A 16081-nucleotide genomic window follows, 5' to 3' on the forward strand; every position below is an offset into this window, starting at 1 on the left:
TTGCACTGGATGTTTTAAGCTCTGCCCTTCAATACGTTTAACTTGACTACGACATGAGTACCCCGTCGCCAGACATACTGCGCGTTCGCGTTTAGCAATCTCCTGTTCCCAGCTTAGGCTATAAATCGCTTTTGAATCGCTAAGTTTACCGGCGTCATGACCAAAGGTCCCCGCCATACCACAACAGCCTACGGCAACATCACTTAAGTTTGCACCAAAGTGATTAAAGATCTTAGCCCAATCACCACTGGATGTCGGCTGTGCAGTTTTTTCTGTACAGTGACCAAACAGGAAGAACTGTTGCTTGCCGGCAGGTTTTGCATCACCTTGTAAGCGCGGTAATAACCACTCTTGGAACTGCTGCACATTAAACTCACCACGATTATCACCCAGCGCATATTTATATTCATCACGATAACAAAGTACCATCGCAGGATCGATTCCTAACATCGGAATATTAAGCTTAGCCATCTGATTTAAAAACTGTGCTGAGTTTTTCGCCGTTTTCGCAAACTTAGTTAAAAAAGCTTTAATATGTTGTGGTTTACCATTAGGTTTAAACGGTAATAACACAGGTTTAAAACCGAGTTTTTTAATAGTTAACATTAAATCACGCACCACATCAGCATCATAATAAGTGGTGAACGGGTCTTGCACTACCAACACATAAGATTCACGTTCCGCCGCTGATAATGCCTGCAGCTTGTGCAGATCAAACTCAGTGATATCTTGCTTTTGCAATGATGATTTTAATGTTGGAAATGACAGCAGTGGAATATCCACCATACCTACAAATTTTTCAGTAAGTACTGCTGTTAGTTTCATCTTCATAAAGAAGTTAAAGAAACGTGGCAATTTGCCCATTAATGGGGCGTACTGCTCAACATAAGCAACAAAATAGTCTTTTAACGGGCGCAGGTAACGGCCGTGATAAAGATGCATAAAACGAGCACGGAAGGCAGGAACATCAACCTGGATGGGACACTGACTGCTACAGGCTTTACACGCCAAACAGCCCTGCATCGCTTCCATCACTTCATGCGAGAAATCATATTCGCCTTTGCGTTTAGCAAGTGTATTAAAGAACTTTTTAAACACACTGGCATTTTTACCCGCATATAAATCGTTTTCAAGCTGCAGAATATCAATATCGTTATTAGCTAACTGACGTAACCATTCACGCATCAGACCTGCACGTCCTTTTGGTGAGTGAACACGATCACTGCTTAATTTAACCGAAGGACACATTGGAGAGCTTGTATCGTAATTAAAACATAAACCGTTACCGTTACAGTCCAGCGCTTCGCTATAACTCTCACGCACTTTAATCGGAATTTGGCGATCAAAAGTGCCGCGCTTAACCGCATCAACACTTACTAACTGCTCTGCTGAATTTAATGGCGTACAAATTTTGCCGGGGTTGACACGGTTCTTCGGATCGAAAACCGCTTTAATTTTACGCAGCTCAGTAAATAACTCATCACCAAAAAATTCCGGCCCATATTCACTGCGGAAACCTTTACCATGCTCGCCCCACATCAAGCCTTTATATTTAGCCGTGAGTGCAACCACTTTGTCGGAAATTTCACGCATCAGTTTTTCCTGCTCAGGATCGCACATATCCAGCGCAGGGCGCACATGTAACACCCCTGCATCGACATGACCAAACATGCCGTAATGCAGCCCTTTATCATCTAATAACTGGCGGAATTCAATAATGTAATCAGCAAGATTTTCCGGCGGCACACAAGTATCTTCAGCAAACGGCAGTGGTTTTGCTCTGCTTGTTGTTTTACCTAATAAACCCACAGCTTTTTTACGCATGCCGTAGATTTTATTAATATCAGATAACTGCTCACAAATTTGATAACCGATCACCCCTGCTTCTTTATTGGCGATTAAAACATCAAGTTTTTTCACCAATTCAGCAACTTTCTGATCTTGAATCTGTTGATCTTGTTCAGCAAATTCAACAATATTTAAACCGTCAACCACTTGCCCTGGTATATCGCTAATTAAATCTTGAACGCTATGCCAAACGATATCTTCTTTAGCGAGATTCAGCACTGTTGAGTCAATCGTCTCAACCGATAACGCATTTGCCTGCACTAAAAATGGCGCATTTTGTAATGCCGATTGAAAGCTATCGTATTTAACATTAAACAGCGTACGATAAGCGGGAATTTCCTGAACATGCAATTTAGCTTCTGTGATAAACGCTAATGAGCCTTCCGCGCCACATAAAATTCGCGTCAGATCAACAGTCCCTGTCTGTGCATCATAAACATGTTTCAGATCGTAACCGGTTAAAAAACGGTTTAGTTTAGGAAAGCCATCTTCTATTTGCTGCTGCTTACCAGAACAGGTCTCGATCACTTGGCGGTAAATATCACCAACACTGTCTAAACGCTCTTTTTGTTCAAGTAACTGCGCGCCGTCAATTGCAGCGCTGTCTAAAACAGAGCCATCCACTAAAACTGATTTCAGCGCTAAAACATGATCGCTGGTTTTACCGTAAGCAAGTGAACCTTGACCTGAAGCGTCACAGCTGATCATGCCGCCAATCGTTGCACGGTTGCTGGTTGAAAGCTCTGGCGAGAAAAACAGTCCGTAAGGACGTAAATAATCATTTAGTTGGTCTTTAACCAGACCCGTTTGTACTCGTATCCATCCCTCTTTTTCATTTAATTCAAGGATGTTGTTCATATGACGAGAAAGATCTAAGACAATATCATTGCTTAACGACTGACCATTAGTGCCCGTACCACCGCCACGCGGAGAGAAGCGTATATCGGAAAATTCTTTTAATTGTGCAAGTTTGCAAATTTCAACAATATCCTGGGTGGATTTTGGAAAGATAACCGCTTGCGGTAAACATTGATAAACACTGTTATCCGTTGCCACCGCTAAACGGCTGGCGTAACTTTTTTCTATTTCACCGCAGTAATCGGTTTCGCTTAATGCTTTCAAAAATTCGAAGTAATCTTTCTTGATATTCTCTTGGTGAGTTAATTTGGGGATCATGTCTAAAGCACCTAGTCCATTATTGAATTTGAAATTTGCAACTAAAAATAGCTGTGAATAATATCACAATTTTAAAAGAGGTTGGGGAGAAAAGTTTTTACACTTTGCTGCTTGATATTCGTTGTTTTAGGTGACACTCATACTCTGTATGGGAAGAAGGTCAAAACAGGATCAGAGTTATTGCTATTTTCCTGAATTTGAGATAAATATTTTAAATTTAAGGTAAATAAATACCGCTCCACGCTCCACGCTCAGCTCTTTTGCCTGCGACAACCCAATTTTTCTTGTGATGAACAGCGATTAAAGCAGATAAAACCATGGAGTAAATTGAACATCAATCAATACAGCAAGCGCTATAATTTCAGTCCATATATTAGCTTTGATCTATACTGCTAGTATCACTAGCATAAAAGGAGACTGCTCATGACCATTGCGACAAAAGTGAGTGCATATCTGGATGAAACTCACATCAAATACCAATTAGTGAAGCATAAACCAAGTAATAACACCCTAAGTTCAGCGATTAAGTCGAATCTTACTACATCGCAGCTTGTTAAAGCCGTGATGCTTGAAGATCTTCAAGGCCGTAAGTTAATGGCAATTTTACCAGGCAGTCATAAAATAAGTTTAAGCGCATTAAATGAAAATTTTAATCGCCAGTTTCACATTGTCAAAGAATCGCACATTTATGAGTTGTTTGATGACTGCAAGCATGGCGCTGTTCCACCTATTGCTCAGGCCTACAATCTGGATCGGGTTTATGATGAGTTTTTAATGCAGCAAGAGCTGTTATACCTGGAAGCGGGTGACCATGCCTCTTTAATACAACTATCCCAAAACGAATTTAGGAAATTGATGCAGGATGCAAAATCGCTACGCTTTAGTTATCAACTATTTCAATAAGGTGCGAAATTAAAAGTAGCGTAGGAATATAGCCAAGCTTTAGATATACAGGAATCAGCAGATCAAGAGGCCTTCGCTTGAGCTGCTAATTTGATTAGCTCTGGTTAATAAAATAACAATAGAGGAACTGTGCTATGACGGATTGGGGTACCCCGGCAGGAACAGGGGCTATGTTTCATAACTATGTACAGAAGAGCTCCCAGAGAGTTATTGCCTGTTTGGAGATGGCGTTTGCTGAGTTAATCAGCCTGCGCCAGAACGTACTCACCCCGGATTTTTTGTTGGTGGCATTGCTTTCTCAACCCGATAGCGAGGCACGCAAGATATTGGAGGAACTGCTGCCGGATACCGATGCCGCAGTCAATCGAATTATCGGGCGAATTCGGCAACGCTATCATAGACCCGCCTCTGAGCAGCCACAGCAAATCGTCGCTTCCCGGGAAATACCCGAAGTGTTCCGCGTTGCCTATGGAGAAGCCAAAAACTTAGGGGATGATTATATAGGTACTGGAACGCTGCTTATTGCCCTTTTCGATAAGGAGGCGGGAACCACTGCGGCTCAGCTGAAAAAGGAAGGTATTACAGTTGATCAGGCGCGCCAGGCGCTAAAAGATGTCAGGGGTGGCCGTACGCTGCAAAGCCAGGATGCAGAAAGCAAACAAGACGTACTGGAGATCTATACCAAAGATCTTACCGAGATGGCCCGCAACGGGGAGTTGGATCCAGTTATAGGGCGTGATGAAGAGATAGCCCTGATCATACAAACACTCTCCCGTCGTAAGAAGAACAATCCAGCTCTGATCGGCGAACCTGGTGTCGGCAAAACTGTGATTGTCGAAGGACTGGCACAACGTATTGTGGCGGCGGATGTTCCTGATACCCAGCTCAACAAACGTCTTCTGGCCTTGGATATGGGCGAACTGGTGGCCGGAGCTGCTATGCGCGGTGAATTTGAAGAGCGTTTAAAATCTGTACGTGATGCTGTTATTCAGGCCAGTGGCAAGGTCATTTTGTTTATTGATGAATTACACACTGTGGTTGGAGCCGGAGCTGGTGCTGGAGGCCTTGATGCTCCCAGCTTACTTAAGACCGCATTGGCTCAAGGGACTCTTCAGGTGATCGGGGCAGACTCTCTGGATGAATACCGGAAATATATAGAGGTAGATAAGGCTCTGGAGCGGCGCTTTCATCCGATTTTGGTAAGAGAGCCGAGTATTGAGAATACGATTGCCATATTGCAGGGCATAGCGCCGCGCTATGAAAAACACCATCAAATTCGTTATGCGCCATCGGCATTTGAAGCCGCGACACGACTTTCTGAGCGCTATATTACGGATCGGCGCCTGCCCGATAAAGCAGTGGATCTGATCGATGAAGCCGGCTCGCGCAAGCACCTTCGCCTGACGACCATCCCGCGGAATCTACGCGATCTTGAGCGCAAGCATCAGGGATTACTACGAGATAAGACTGAAGCCTTCAATGCCGAGAATTTTGAACAGGCTGCACAGCTGCAGATGGAGATCCTGAAAATAGAAGAACAGCTTATGACTGCGCATAGTGACTGGCAACGAGGACAAGCCAAGGAAGATGATATGGTGACGGAGGATGATATTGCCGAAGTTGTCGCCCGCTGGACAGGCATCCCAGTGACCCGTATGGTGGAGTCGGAATCAGATAAATTGGCCAGAATGGAGGAAAAACTGCATAAACGGATTGTCGGACAAGAAGATGCTGTCCGTGCGGTGGCCGATGCCATTCGCAGAAACCGCGCAGGTATTACTTCAAGCCAGCGCCCCATTGGCTCGTTTCTTTTTCTTGGTCCCACTGGTGTGGGAAAAACCGAACTGGCCTGCGCCTTGGCGGCCTTTCTATTGGATGATGAATCAAGAATCATCCGCTTGGACATGTCGGAATATATGGAGCGACATGAAGTATCAAAGATGATAGGTGCGCCACCAGGATATATAGGCTATGGAGAAGGTGGTCAATTGACAGAACGCGTGCGCCACAATCCTTATACAGTAGTGTTGCTGGATGAGATGGAGAAAGCCCATCCAGATGTGTTCAATATGCTGCTGCAAATTATGGAAGACGGCCAACTCACGGATGCGCAGGGACGTACGGTTTCCTTTCGTAACACAGTTCTGATAGGCACCTCTAACCTCGGCACCGACACGCTTTTGCCCGACAAACGCCGGATCGGATTTATCCGAACAGGGATGCCCAACTATAAGGAGGCGCAGCAGCTGGTCATGCACGAGGTCAAGAAATTCTTTAAACCGGAGTTTTTAAATAGACTTGATGACATTATCGTTTTTCACTATTTGGAGAAGGAACATGTTCATCAGATAGCAGAGATGTTTGTACATGAATTGGTGGAACGGATGAAACTCAAGGGGATTACCCTCAAAGTCGATAAAACGGTTATAAAAAAACTAGCGGTGGATGGGTTTGACCCAGTCTATGGCGCGCGCCCGCTGAGGCGCGAAGTGGAGCGGCAAATAGAAAATCCCTTGGCCATGAAAATCGTACAAGGGCAATGCCCGGATAACAGTCGGGTTCAAGTGAAGCTACATAAAAAAGATATTGTCTTTGTGATTAACGGTAAGAAGGTTTCTTAATATTAAGACGTTATTAACTTGTCACTTTTAATATCACTAACAATTTACAACCTCTATTCCATGTAAGCGGAAGCATATTGAATACCGCTCTTGAATCTTTATCTGTTGATCGCTTTAATCGCTTTTATTAATACCTTAGGCATATACATTGAATTATAGATTGGCAATACTTGCTTGCCACTTGCAAATAGTCCATAAACTGCTGTTTGCGCGCAGCGCACAGAGTACTCTACGGTAAATACACACTCATTAGGGACTTCAGCAAACTGACCGATAAAGGCAAAGTTTGTTGCTCCTTTGGGTAACACATCAGGTCGGTCACCTATTGCATATGGCATAAAGAGACTATCAATAAATGGCATAGCTACCGGAATGCAATTGACTTTGCCTGAATCCACAATAGGTTTCATCATATCTTGAATTTTAAGATGCTGCCAAAGTTCTTCGAGTATCTCTTCACCATTACACTCAGACATTTTTTTCTTTACGTAATTCCCCTCTCTGTCAGGATACAAACCATATCCCCAGAACACTTTCACCTCTTTTGCCTGGTCAGGAAAATGCGGTTGACGGGCAATAACAAAAGAGATTAACCAGTTTGAATCTGTGATTGTCACCAAACCACCAGTACCGTCTAAATTACCGGAAAAGTTTTCCATATAATCATGGAAACAGCTATCTTTAAGCGTTGCAGTAAAGGAGTACCATTTTTGCAGATCAATGTTGTCACTAAAGACTCCCGGATTACCAAAATCTTTATCTTTTCTGGCAATTTTTTCCCAAAGTATCCATGAGCCCGAGCTGCTTTTTTCTTTTAAAGATGGCACATTTTTCCAAGAACCATTATCTGTACATTCTGTAATAGAGCCATTGGTTATAAACAGATAATCATTTACCCCGAGACTGATCTTTTGTTCTTTTTTGTTGTCATCGATTATATGTAAAGCCGTGGCCGTTTTTTTATCCGCAGAAAGTTTAAAATCGACATCAACAACCTGCGTGCGCATATCAAAATGAACCCCCCTTTCCTGCAGGTAACGTTTAAGTGGCATAACCACAGAGTGATATTGATTGTATTTGCTGCGCATGATTCCACCAAGCTGAGGCATCCCGTCTAGCAAATGGATAAAACGCTTCATATAACGCCTCATAATTGCCACGCTACTCCACTTTTGAAATGCAAACATAGTAGTCCACAAAAGCCAGTAATTACTTTCGAAAAATTCATTTTCGAACCACTCCTCAATACGAATATTGTTTAATGATTTTTCAGGGGTAGATGTCAATTTCATCAGATCAAGCTGATCTTTTAAAGAGAGTCCGAAAGATGAGAGATCCATTTTCTTCCCATCTTTTAATAAACGCGCCTGGGCATGCGAAACAAACCGAGCAGAAAACTCAAAACATTCGTCTTTAACAGAGATATTCGGATCATCATAAGAGGGGATATTCGATAAAAGATCCCAGTAACATACAAAGTGTTCTTCATGCATTCGCCCCCCGCGAATGATAAAACCATTTCCTGAATCGCCGGCCCCGTCGAGGGCACCTCCCAAGATATCATCTTGCTCTAAGATATGAATATTTTTACCCGAGACCCCTGCATCATTGATCAGGTACACTGCACTTGCCAATGAAGCAATACCACCACCGATAAGGTATACTTTTGAGTCTCCTGGATTATTATTTTTATCTCTTGGCATCTTTTTGATCTCCTTGGCAATTATTAGCAGCTATAAGTAATAGTTTCATCTTCTCACCAAGCAATTGTAGTAAACAGATAACATTAGGGCTAACTGACGTGACGCTTTTCGTCGAGTTTTGCTTGAGTCGCCTCCTTAGATGTTGCTATTTAAATGCGTTTTACTAGCAGCTTGCTAAGCGAAACGCCGATATAGATAAGAACAATGTCACGATTAAACCTATAGCAGACGGCCACAGCAGAAGATTTAAACTACTTACTTGAACAAGAAGCAGTAAAATCACTCTAATTAACAGCCCGATCGTCTGTAGAGCATATAAAATTCCAGTGGTATCAGATAAATTTTGACATGCGAGTTTATCTCCATATTTTATTTAATCTAAGATTTGCCATTTTCAGGGTAGCAATAACTCCTTCAATATCACTGCAATTGTAAATTTCATCTATCCATCGAATGGGATTCTATGATTTTTAGTTATTCCTCAATTCTGGAGCTGACTATTTAATTAAATTAACGAGTTACCTAATGATTTTAAATGGATATATACAAACACAAAAAAAGGAACCGAAGTTCCTTTTTTAATGCAAGCAATAATTAATTTTCAGAAAATCAGCAAAGCGCTTCATTGCCCTTTGTTTTTTTTCCATTCAAATCAGTTTTAGTTGAAAGCTCCACCTCTTTAATGGCCAAAGCATCTTCTACAAGGCTATGATTGCCATTTAATAAATCGTTCAAGGTACCTTCTTTGCTATCAACCAAGCCTAATTCACGCACCATAGCATCAACCATAGGCGCATTTGCACGATAATTAAGTGCTGCTGTGGTGATTTGCTCTGCGAGACCCGCACCTGAATTCGTTGTAGCTCCAGTTGCAGATGTCACGTTTGCAGAGCCACCAGCACCATAACCTTGCAAAATTTTAATACCTTCAATGTTTTCTAAAGGTTTCACTGAATTGGCGACAATTTCAGGCAATACCTTCAAAATAGCCAGTGCTCTCTGCAACTCTATCTGCTCATCACGGAGACTATTTTCTGCTTCATATAAAACCCGCTTACCTTCGGCCTCGACCGCAAATACTTTCTCATCAGCTTCCGCTTGCAGTTTTTTAGCATCTGCATTCGCTTTCGCTTCAATCAATACCGCAGCCGCTTTATCTTCAGCCGCGCGTTTATCCGCTTCGGCTTGCACTGTGATACCAACCGCCTGACGCTCAGCGATTTTTTTAGCATCGATAACGTCAATCTCTTTACTACGGTTTGCTTCGGCAACCTCTTTTGCGGTAATAACCGCTTCCTCTTTCTCTACTTTATTTTTTTCAGCATCTGCCGCTTTTGCTCGTGCTGCCGATTCCTCTTCCGATTTTTCAGCAATGGCAATACGTCGATCCTGCTCCGCAACTTCAATATCTTTTTGCTGCTGGATACGCGCCTGTTCAAGGGTTTTACGTTTTTCTATCTCTTGAAACTCAATTTTCTTGGATTTTTCAATTTCAGCAGACTCAACCGCCTGCTGTTTAGTTATTTCAGCTTCGCGTTCCTCTTTTTCACAAAGTTCACGCTGCTTTACAATTGCCGCCTGTTGATCAACCCGCTTAAACTCAAGTGCCTGCTCTTGTATTAACTGCGCCTCTTGTTTCTCTTTTTTTATGGTCAATGACTGCTTTTCAGCTTCTAAATTTCGCTGTTCAATTAAAATGCGATTATCCTGCTCAATATCATTGGTTTCTTTACGTTTTTTCTCAATAATATTAGTTAAACGCGCACGACCTTCAGCATCAAATGCATTGTTTTCATTAAAAAACTTCAATTCTGTTTGATCAAAACCTGTCAGCGATACAGACTCTAATTCGAGACCATTTTTCTCCAGATCATTCATCACATTTTGCTGCACTTTTTGTACAAACTCAGAACGCTGTTCATGCATCTCAATCATGGTCATTTCCGCGGCAACGGCTCTTAGCACATCAACAAATTTAGACTCCATTAGTTTTTTCAGCTCTTCGACACGCATAGTACGCGTACCTAATGTTTGCGCCGCCATCGAGATACCTTCAGAATGAGGCGCAACTCTTAAGTAAAAATCAGCTTTAACATCAACACGCATACGATCTTTGGTAATCAGCGCATCTTTCTGTGTTTTTTCAACTTCAATACGCAAGGTGTTCATATTCACAGGGATAGTTTCATGCACCACGGGTAATACGACTGCACCACCATCTTTAACAACTTTTTCACCGCCCATGCCGGTTCTGACAAACGCGATCTCTTTTGTTGCTCGTACATAAAGCTTGGCAAACACTATACCAATGGTGATTAGTGCAACCAGTGCAATGCCTGTCATCGACAAGATAAACAGCATATTTTCCCCAAACAGATATTCCATTTTTATTCCTTATTATTAAATTAATAAATACCCAAACTACCTGAATATGCAGATTCAGAGGCTCGCCCGGATGCCAGATCAAGGCATAACATGAAGAGAATGGTTATTCCCTTTTCAAATGTTATAACGCAGAGCTGGCTTTCGAGCGAACCTCCCTTGGGGCAAGTCGAGAGACGACCATCTTCGGCATTATGAAGTATTGATTTAGAATGCTAAACCTTCAACTTCATGCCTTGAAAATGGTTACCTCTCGACTTGCTGATTCCAGCATCTTTAGGTAGCTTGGGTATTTTTGTCCAAACACTTTTAATATATTGCGCTTGGTATTAGTGTGTAAATTCAATAGCTATCCAGCTGTTTTGCTGTTTTTCAATTAACACTACCTGAGTCCCCTGTTCAAAAACTTGCTGTTCTTGCTCAGGCTCTACCATTACATAGTGTTTTTGATTAAATTCATCATGTAAAACAGCTTCAGCTGCATTACCTTTAGAGGCTTTACCAATCGTAATTGTGGCTAACTTACCGGCAAAAGATGTTGAAGATGATGCTGAACTTTCATTTTTAGGGATGATTTGAGCAATATGTTTACCCAAAAAGCGACTTGCTAAGATAGCCAACAACAGCGTTACGGGCAGGCTGATAATAAGCGTCAAGTTAACAATATAATTTAGTGTCAGACCGGCCACACCGAAACAGGTTAAAAATAGCAGTAACCAAACCAAGAATGGTAACTGATTAAAATACAACCAGCCCAAAAATGCAGTTAAACCACCTGAAGGAAGATCGGCATTTGCATCGACATCAAGATCAATGGGAATTAAATCATCGAATAGGCTAATCAGACTCAGACCAATTAATAAGCCAGCTCCCTCAATTAGCGCTAAGCCGATCACGATAGCCAATGCCAGTGAATAGGGAAGATTAAAATCGGCAACAAAAAATGCTAACAAACTGAATTCCTTTTACGCTGAGTTGATAGTCGCTTTGCATTAACTTTATACTGATTAGCAAGAACGGCTAATCGCTGAAATCAATAATAACAAAACAAAAGCAAAATAATAGCAATGCAAACCAAGAAATTCAGTTACTTGTATCACAAACCATCAAAGCTTCATAAATCACCTTGGTAAGTGGCTATACATATAAATACGGAAGGTGATTTCACTAAGCGATATATACAGATGGATCTGTTTTTGAGATGCTTTTAATAGAGGATGCTAACAAGAATAAAAATATTTCGGTTAAGGTTAAAAGATAACAGCAAAAACAGGAGAGATAGTTTTTGACTATGGAGTTTGGAATCTCATTCCCACGTAAAGCATGGGAACGATAGTTATTCGATTCTTTTTAGTATAGTTGGAAGACGCTTAAACGTAATAAAGCCTGTTCAATCACCTGCGGTGAAACTTTTTCTTGGATTTCTTCGATTTCAAAGTTATTAAATAACTCACCTAAAAACACACATGTATATGTTAATGGTGCAAAAGCAAATAATTTTGGATTTGCAATAAAATCGCATCCGCGTACAGCCATCCAAGCTGAATTATCCTGCGATTTCATAAATTTTGTATCTAAAACAGTCTGTTTTAAATGTGTCAGTAACACTGTTGAATCAAATTGTTTAGCGGAAAATTCAGCACTGAGTGCAGCGACCGAGTTGATCGATTGTTGGTTTGGTAAAATTTTAGTTGTGTGAATGTTGCCCATGATTAATGTCCCCTATGATTTATAATCGAAATAGCGAAACGCTGACATCCATGTTGAAGTTAGACTTATTTAAGTGCTTAAAACCATTTCCGAGGGTTGATAATACACATATATATATATGTTAATATAATGCTTTAAAATAACCAGGTCATAAATAATGAATTATAATATTTTGTGACTCCTGTAAAATATTTCGTGCTTTTTTCTGATTGGAAAACAATAAAAATGGCTAAGCGAAGTTCCTGTTTTATTGAGAGCTGGAAGGCTAAATTATAACTTGAGATTTTTACGTAAACGCTCGCGATAATTTTTCTTTGCTAGTTTTTGCATATCTTCGACTTGATCGCTTTCATCAACAATTTCACGCCCTAATAGGGTTTCGATAGCATCCTCTAAGGTAACCACACCAACCGTTTGACCAAAATGATCTTCCACTAAGAAAAGTTGTTCATGGCGTTTAATAAACAGATCTAATACATTTAGAACGGGAAATTTTTTTGAAATGCGGTAAATGGGTAATTTGACATCTTTTAACTGTTTATCACCTTGCCCATATCGTTCACATTCATATAATTGCCCTTTAATTATCACCCCCGTAACCGTATCAATACTCTCGCTATAGGTAGGAATTCGGGTAAAGATGGCGGTTTGATCAAAACTTAATGCCTCTTTAACGGTTGTTGTTTCACATAACGCATGTACAACTGTACGCGGCGTTAAAATATCTTCAACTTTGACATCGCGTAATTTAAAAATATTCTCCAGCAACTGGTTTTCTTGGGTCACTATCCCCCCTTCTTTATAACTGAGGGCGGTAAATGCCAAAATCTCTTCACGGCTAATAGTTTCATTTTTATTACGGCGAAATAAAGTGGTAACACGCGTTGCTAACCAAACTAACGGAAAAATTATTTTGACTAAAAAAGCAATGATATAAGCGGAAGGCACTGCAAGTTGGCGCCAAAATGTTACACCTAGTGTTTTGGGGATAATTTCAGAAAAGTATAAAATAGCCAATGTCAGTAAAAAAGCAATTAAGGTTTCCCATTGTTCACCATAAACCCGAATCGCTTGTGCCCCGACCCCTGCAGCACCCATCGTATGCGCAAAGGTATTTAAAATCAGAATGCTGGAGATAGACTGATCAAGTTTTCTTTTAGTATTATCTAAGACATCTCCAGCATGTTGATTTTTCTGCTTGGTTTGTGCAATAAAGGTTGCAGTAACTGACAATAACACCGCTTCCAGTACCGAGCATAAAAACGATACACCAATAGCGATAATGATATAGATAACAAGTAATGTCATTTAGCTTTATTACTCTTTTATAAAGTGATTTATAAACATTTTATTTATGCAACAACTCTATTTTTTTAGGTTGTTATCATTGCTCCCAGCTCCCAAACGGTTCAATAAATCAATGGGTATTGGGAATACTATCGTTGCTGTTTTTTCATTGGTTATCTCTGTTAAGGTTTGCATATATCTTAGTTGTACCGCGTTAGGTGCTTTATTTAATACTAAAGCCGCCTCTTTTAATTTCTCAGATGCTTCTAATTCACCAGTTGCATGGATGACTTTTGCCCGTCTAACCCGTTCAGCTTCAGCTTGACGCGCTAATGCACGAATCATGCTTTCATCAAGATCTACATGCTTGACTTCAACGGTTGCTATTTTGATCCCCCAGTTATCAGTCTGTTTATCTAAAATCACTTGAATATCTTTATTTAACCGATCCCGCTCTGCCAATAGTTCATCTAGCTCATGCTGACCTAATACCGAGCGTAATGTGGTTTGTGATAACTGACTGGTCGCTTCTAAATAGCTTTCAACATTGTTGATAGCCATCTGCGGATCAACCACTCTAAAATAGACCACTGCATTAACTTTCACCGAAACATTATCACGCGTGATTAAGTCTTGGGTCGGAACATCTAAAACAATAGTACGTAGATCCACTCTGACCATCTGTTGAAGAATCGGAATTAAAATCACCAAACCGGGACCTTTGACTCTCTCAAAACGGCCCAGAAAATACACCACACCACGCTCATATTCGCGTAACACTCTAAGCATGCTCATCAACAGTGCAACAACAAAAACAACAACACTGGCTATGCTATAAATCATCATGATTTTACTCCTTATTTATAAACTGATTGGCTGTTTGCTGTTTTTCCGGTTCAGATATGGGCATCACCTGTAACCATAACCCGGAGACATTTTGAATAGTGACTTGTTGACCTGAAAATACCGGGGCACTGCTGCGTGCTTGCCAAATTTCCCCGCCAACTTCCACCCACCCCAGTCCTGCATTAAAATCAGCCGTAACTATGGCGAACTGCCCTACCATACAATTAACGCCCGTTGTCACCTTTTTCCGTCTGACTTTCAATAGTAAAGTGATAATCACAAAGGTGAACAAGACAGAGACAAAGGCAAAGCCGGCAATAAGGGGTTTAGCTATCTGAAAAGCAGGTATCTCGCTGTCCATTAAAAAAACAGATCCAAGCACAAATGAGCAAATCCCTCCCAAGCCCAAAATGCCGAAACTAGGGCTAAATGCTTCCGCTATCAATAAAGCAATGCCTAACAAAATAAGCGCTAACCCGGCATAATTTACTGGCAACATTTGTAATGCATACATCCCCAGTAATAAACAGATACCACCTAAAACGCCGGGTAAACCAATACCGGGATTATAAAATTCCAGCAATAAACCATAGATACCTATTAACATCAGAATATAAGCAACATTGGGATTGGTGAGTGTTGCTAAAAATGTATAGCGCCAATCAGGCACACGTTTGATAAACTCAACATCCCCTAACTCCAGCTCAATTAGATCACCTTTGAGCTTTACTTGTCGTCGATCAGCAAGTTTGATCAGTTGCTTAAGATCGTCTGCAATAAAATCAATTACATTTTTTGCCAATGCTTCCTGTGCATCTAAACTGGCGGCCTCTGTAACAGCCTTTTCAGCCCACTTTTCATTGCGACCATGCAACTTTGCCAAACCTTTAATATAGGCAGTAGCATCATTGATCGCTTTTTTCTCATGGGTTGTGTGGGCTGTTACTTTTTTATTGTTTGCGTCTGGCGTTGTGGTCGATTGGATCTCTTTTTCTGCTTGCTCTTTTTCAGGATCCGGTTTACTGCCCTGCATAGCTATTGAAACGGGCGTGGCAGCCCCTAAGTTTGTCGCATTTGCCATCACCGCCAGATGACTGGCCAGTAAAATATAGGTGCCAGCACTGGCCGCACGTGCTCCAGAAGGTCCAACCCAAGTTGCAATCGGTACTGAAGATGTCGTAATGGCGCGGATAATGTCACGCATCGCAGAATCCAATCCGCCCGGTGTATCCATTTTAAGAATGACTAAGCTGGCATTTTGTTGCATGGCTAAATCTAGCTCACGGGTGATATAATCAGAGGAAGCAGGACCAATCGCTCCCTGTACGGGAATAACCCATACCTCTTTGGCGATGCTTGCAGAAGAAAACAGCACAGAAATTAACAACAAACAGACAGGCAAAATTTTCATCAACAGTCCTCCACAAATTCTGTCTATTGTTTAAGCGTAGTACAGTTTTATCCCTCCTAAAAACAAAAAACGCACTGCATGAATAAACAAAACAGTGCGTTGCTATCTTTTTAATTAAACAAATGGCTTTGTTTAATAGTTACTTCATTTTTGGTAAAAGCAGATTTAAAGTAATTGCCACTAAACCACACAGG

Annotated in this window: 10 protein-coding genes; 2 read left to right on the forward strand and 8 right to left on the reverse strand. The window is 41.2% G+C overall.

What is annotated here, in order from left to right:
* The coding region (gene ydiJ, locus AC4GME_RS08715; protein WP_490379246.1) for a D-2-hydroxyglutarate dehydrogenase YdiJ at nt 1-3024 on the reverse strand (3024 nt) is incomplete at its 3' end.
* Nucleotides 3025-3447: 423 nt separating this feature from the next.
* Between ydiJ and AC4GME_RS08720 the strand changes: the two genes are divergently transcribed.
* Together AC4GME_RS08720 and AC4GME_RS08725 are read left to right on the forward strand one after the other, a co-directional pair.
* On the forward strand, nt 3448-3927 hold the full coding sequence (locus AC4GME_RS08720) for a YbaK/EbsC family protein (protein WP_490377600.1): 480 nt from the start codon (nt 3448-3450) through the stop codon (nt 3925-3927).
* A gap of 134 nt (nt 3928-4061) precedes the next feature.
* Nucleotides 4062-6548, forward strand: coding sequence for an ATP-dependent Clp protease ATP-binding subunit (locus AC4GME_RS08725; protein ID WP_490377601.1), 2487 nt, complete (start codon nt 4062-4064; stop codon nt 6546-6548).
* 98 nt (nt 6549-6646) lie between these two features.
* Here the strand turns inward: AC4GME_RS08725 and AC4GME_RS08730 are convergent, their stop codons facing one another.
* The 7 genes from AC4GME_RS08730 to AC4GME_RS08760 all read right to left on the reverse strand — a co-directional run bounded on the left by AC4GME_RS08730 (nt 6647) and on the right by AC4GME_RS08760 (nt 15887).
* Entirely contained in the window at nt 6647-8251 is a 1605-nt protein-coding gene (locus AC4GME_RS08730) for an oleate hydratase (RefSeq protein WP_490377602.1), read from the reverse strand.
* Nucleotides 8252-8860: 609 nt separating this feature from the next.
* Nucleotides 8861-10636, reverse strand: coding sequence for a flotillin family protein (locus AC4GME_RS08735; protein ID WP_490379247.1), 1776 nt, complete (start codon nt 10634-10636; stop codon nt 8861-8863).
* Between the two features lie 326 nt (nt 10637-10962).
* Complete coding sequence (locus AC4GME_RS08740) at nt 10963-11586, reverse strand: YqiJ family protein (protein ID WP_490378268.1); 624 nt, start codon at nt 11584-11586, stop codon at nt 10963-10965.
* Between the two features lie 397 nt (nt 11587-11983).
* Nucleotides 11984-12343: a hypothetical protein gene (locus tag AC4GME_RS08745; protein ID WP_490378267.1), complete on the reverse strand. Its 360-nt coding sequence runs from the start codon at nt 12341-12343 to the stop codon at nt 11984-11986.
* A 270-nt stretch (nt 12344-12613) separates the two neighbouring features.
* Nucleotides 12614-13651 (reverse strand): CNNM domain-containing protein, encoded by a 1038-nt coding sequence (locus AC4GME_RS08750; RefSeq protein WP_490378266.1) that lies wholly within the window; start codon nt 13649-13651, stop codon nt 12614-12616.
* Nucleotides 13652-13708: 57 nt separating this feature from the next.
* Nucleotides 13709-14476, reverse strand: a complete 768-nt coding sequence (locus tag AC4GME_RS08755) for a slipin family protein (protein WP_490379248.1) — start codon at nt 14474-14476, stop codon at nt 13709-13711.
* 4 nt (nt 14477-14480) lie between these two features.
* Complete coding sequence (locus AC4GME_RS08760; protein WP_490376400.1) at nt 14481-15887, reverse strand: NfeD family protein; 1407 nt, start codon at nt 15885-15887, stop codon at nt 14481-14483.
* Nucleotides 15888-16081 lie beyond the last annotated feature (194 nt).

Source organism: Psychromonas sp. (genome assembly GCF_983033635.1).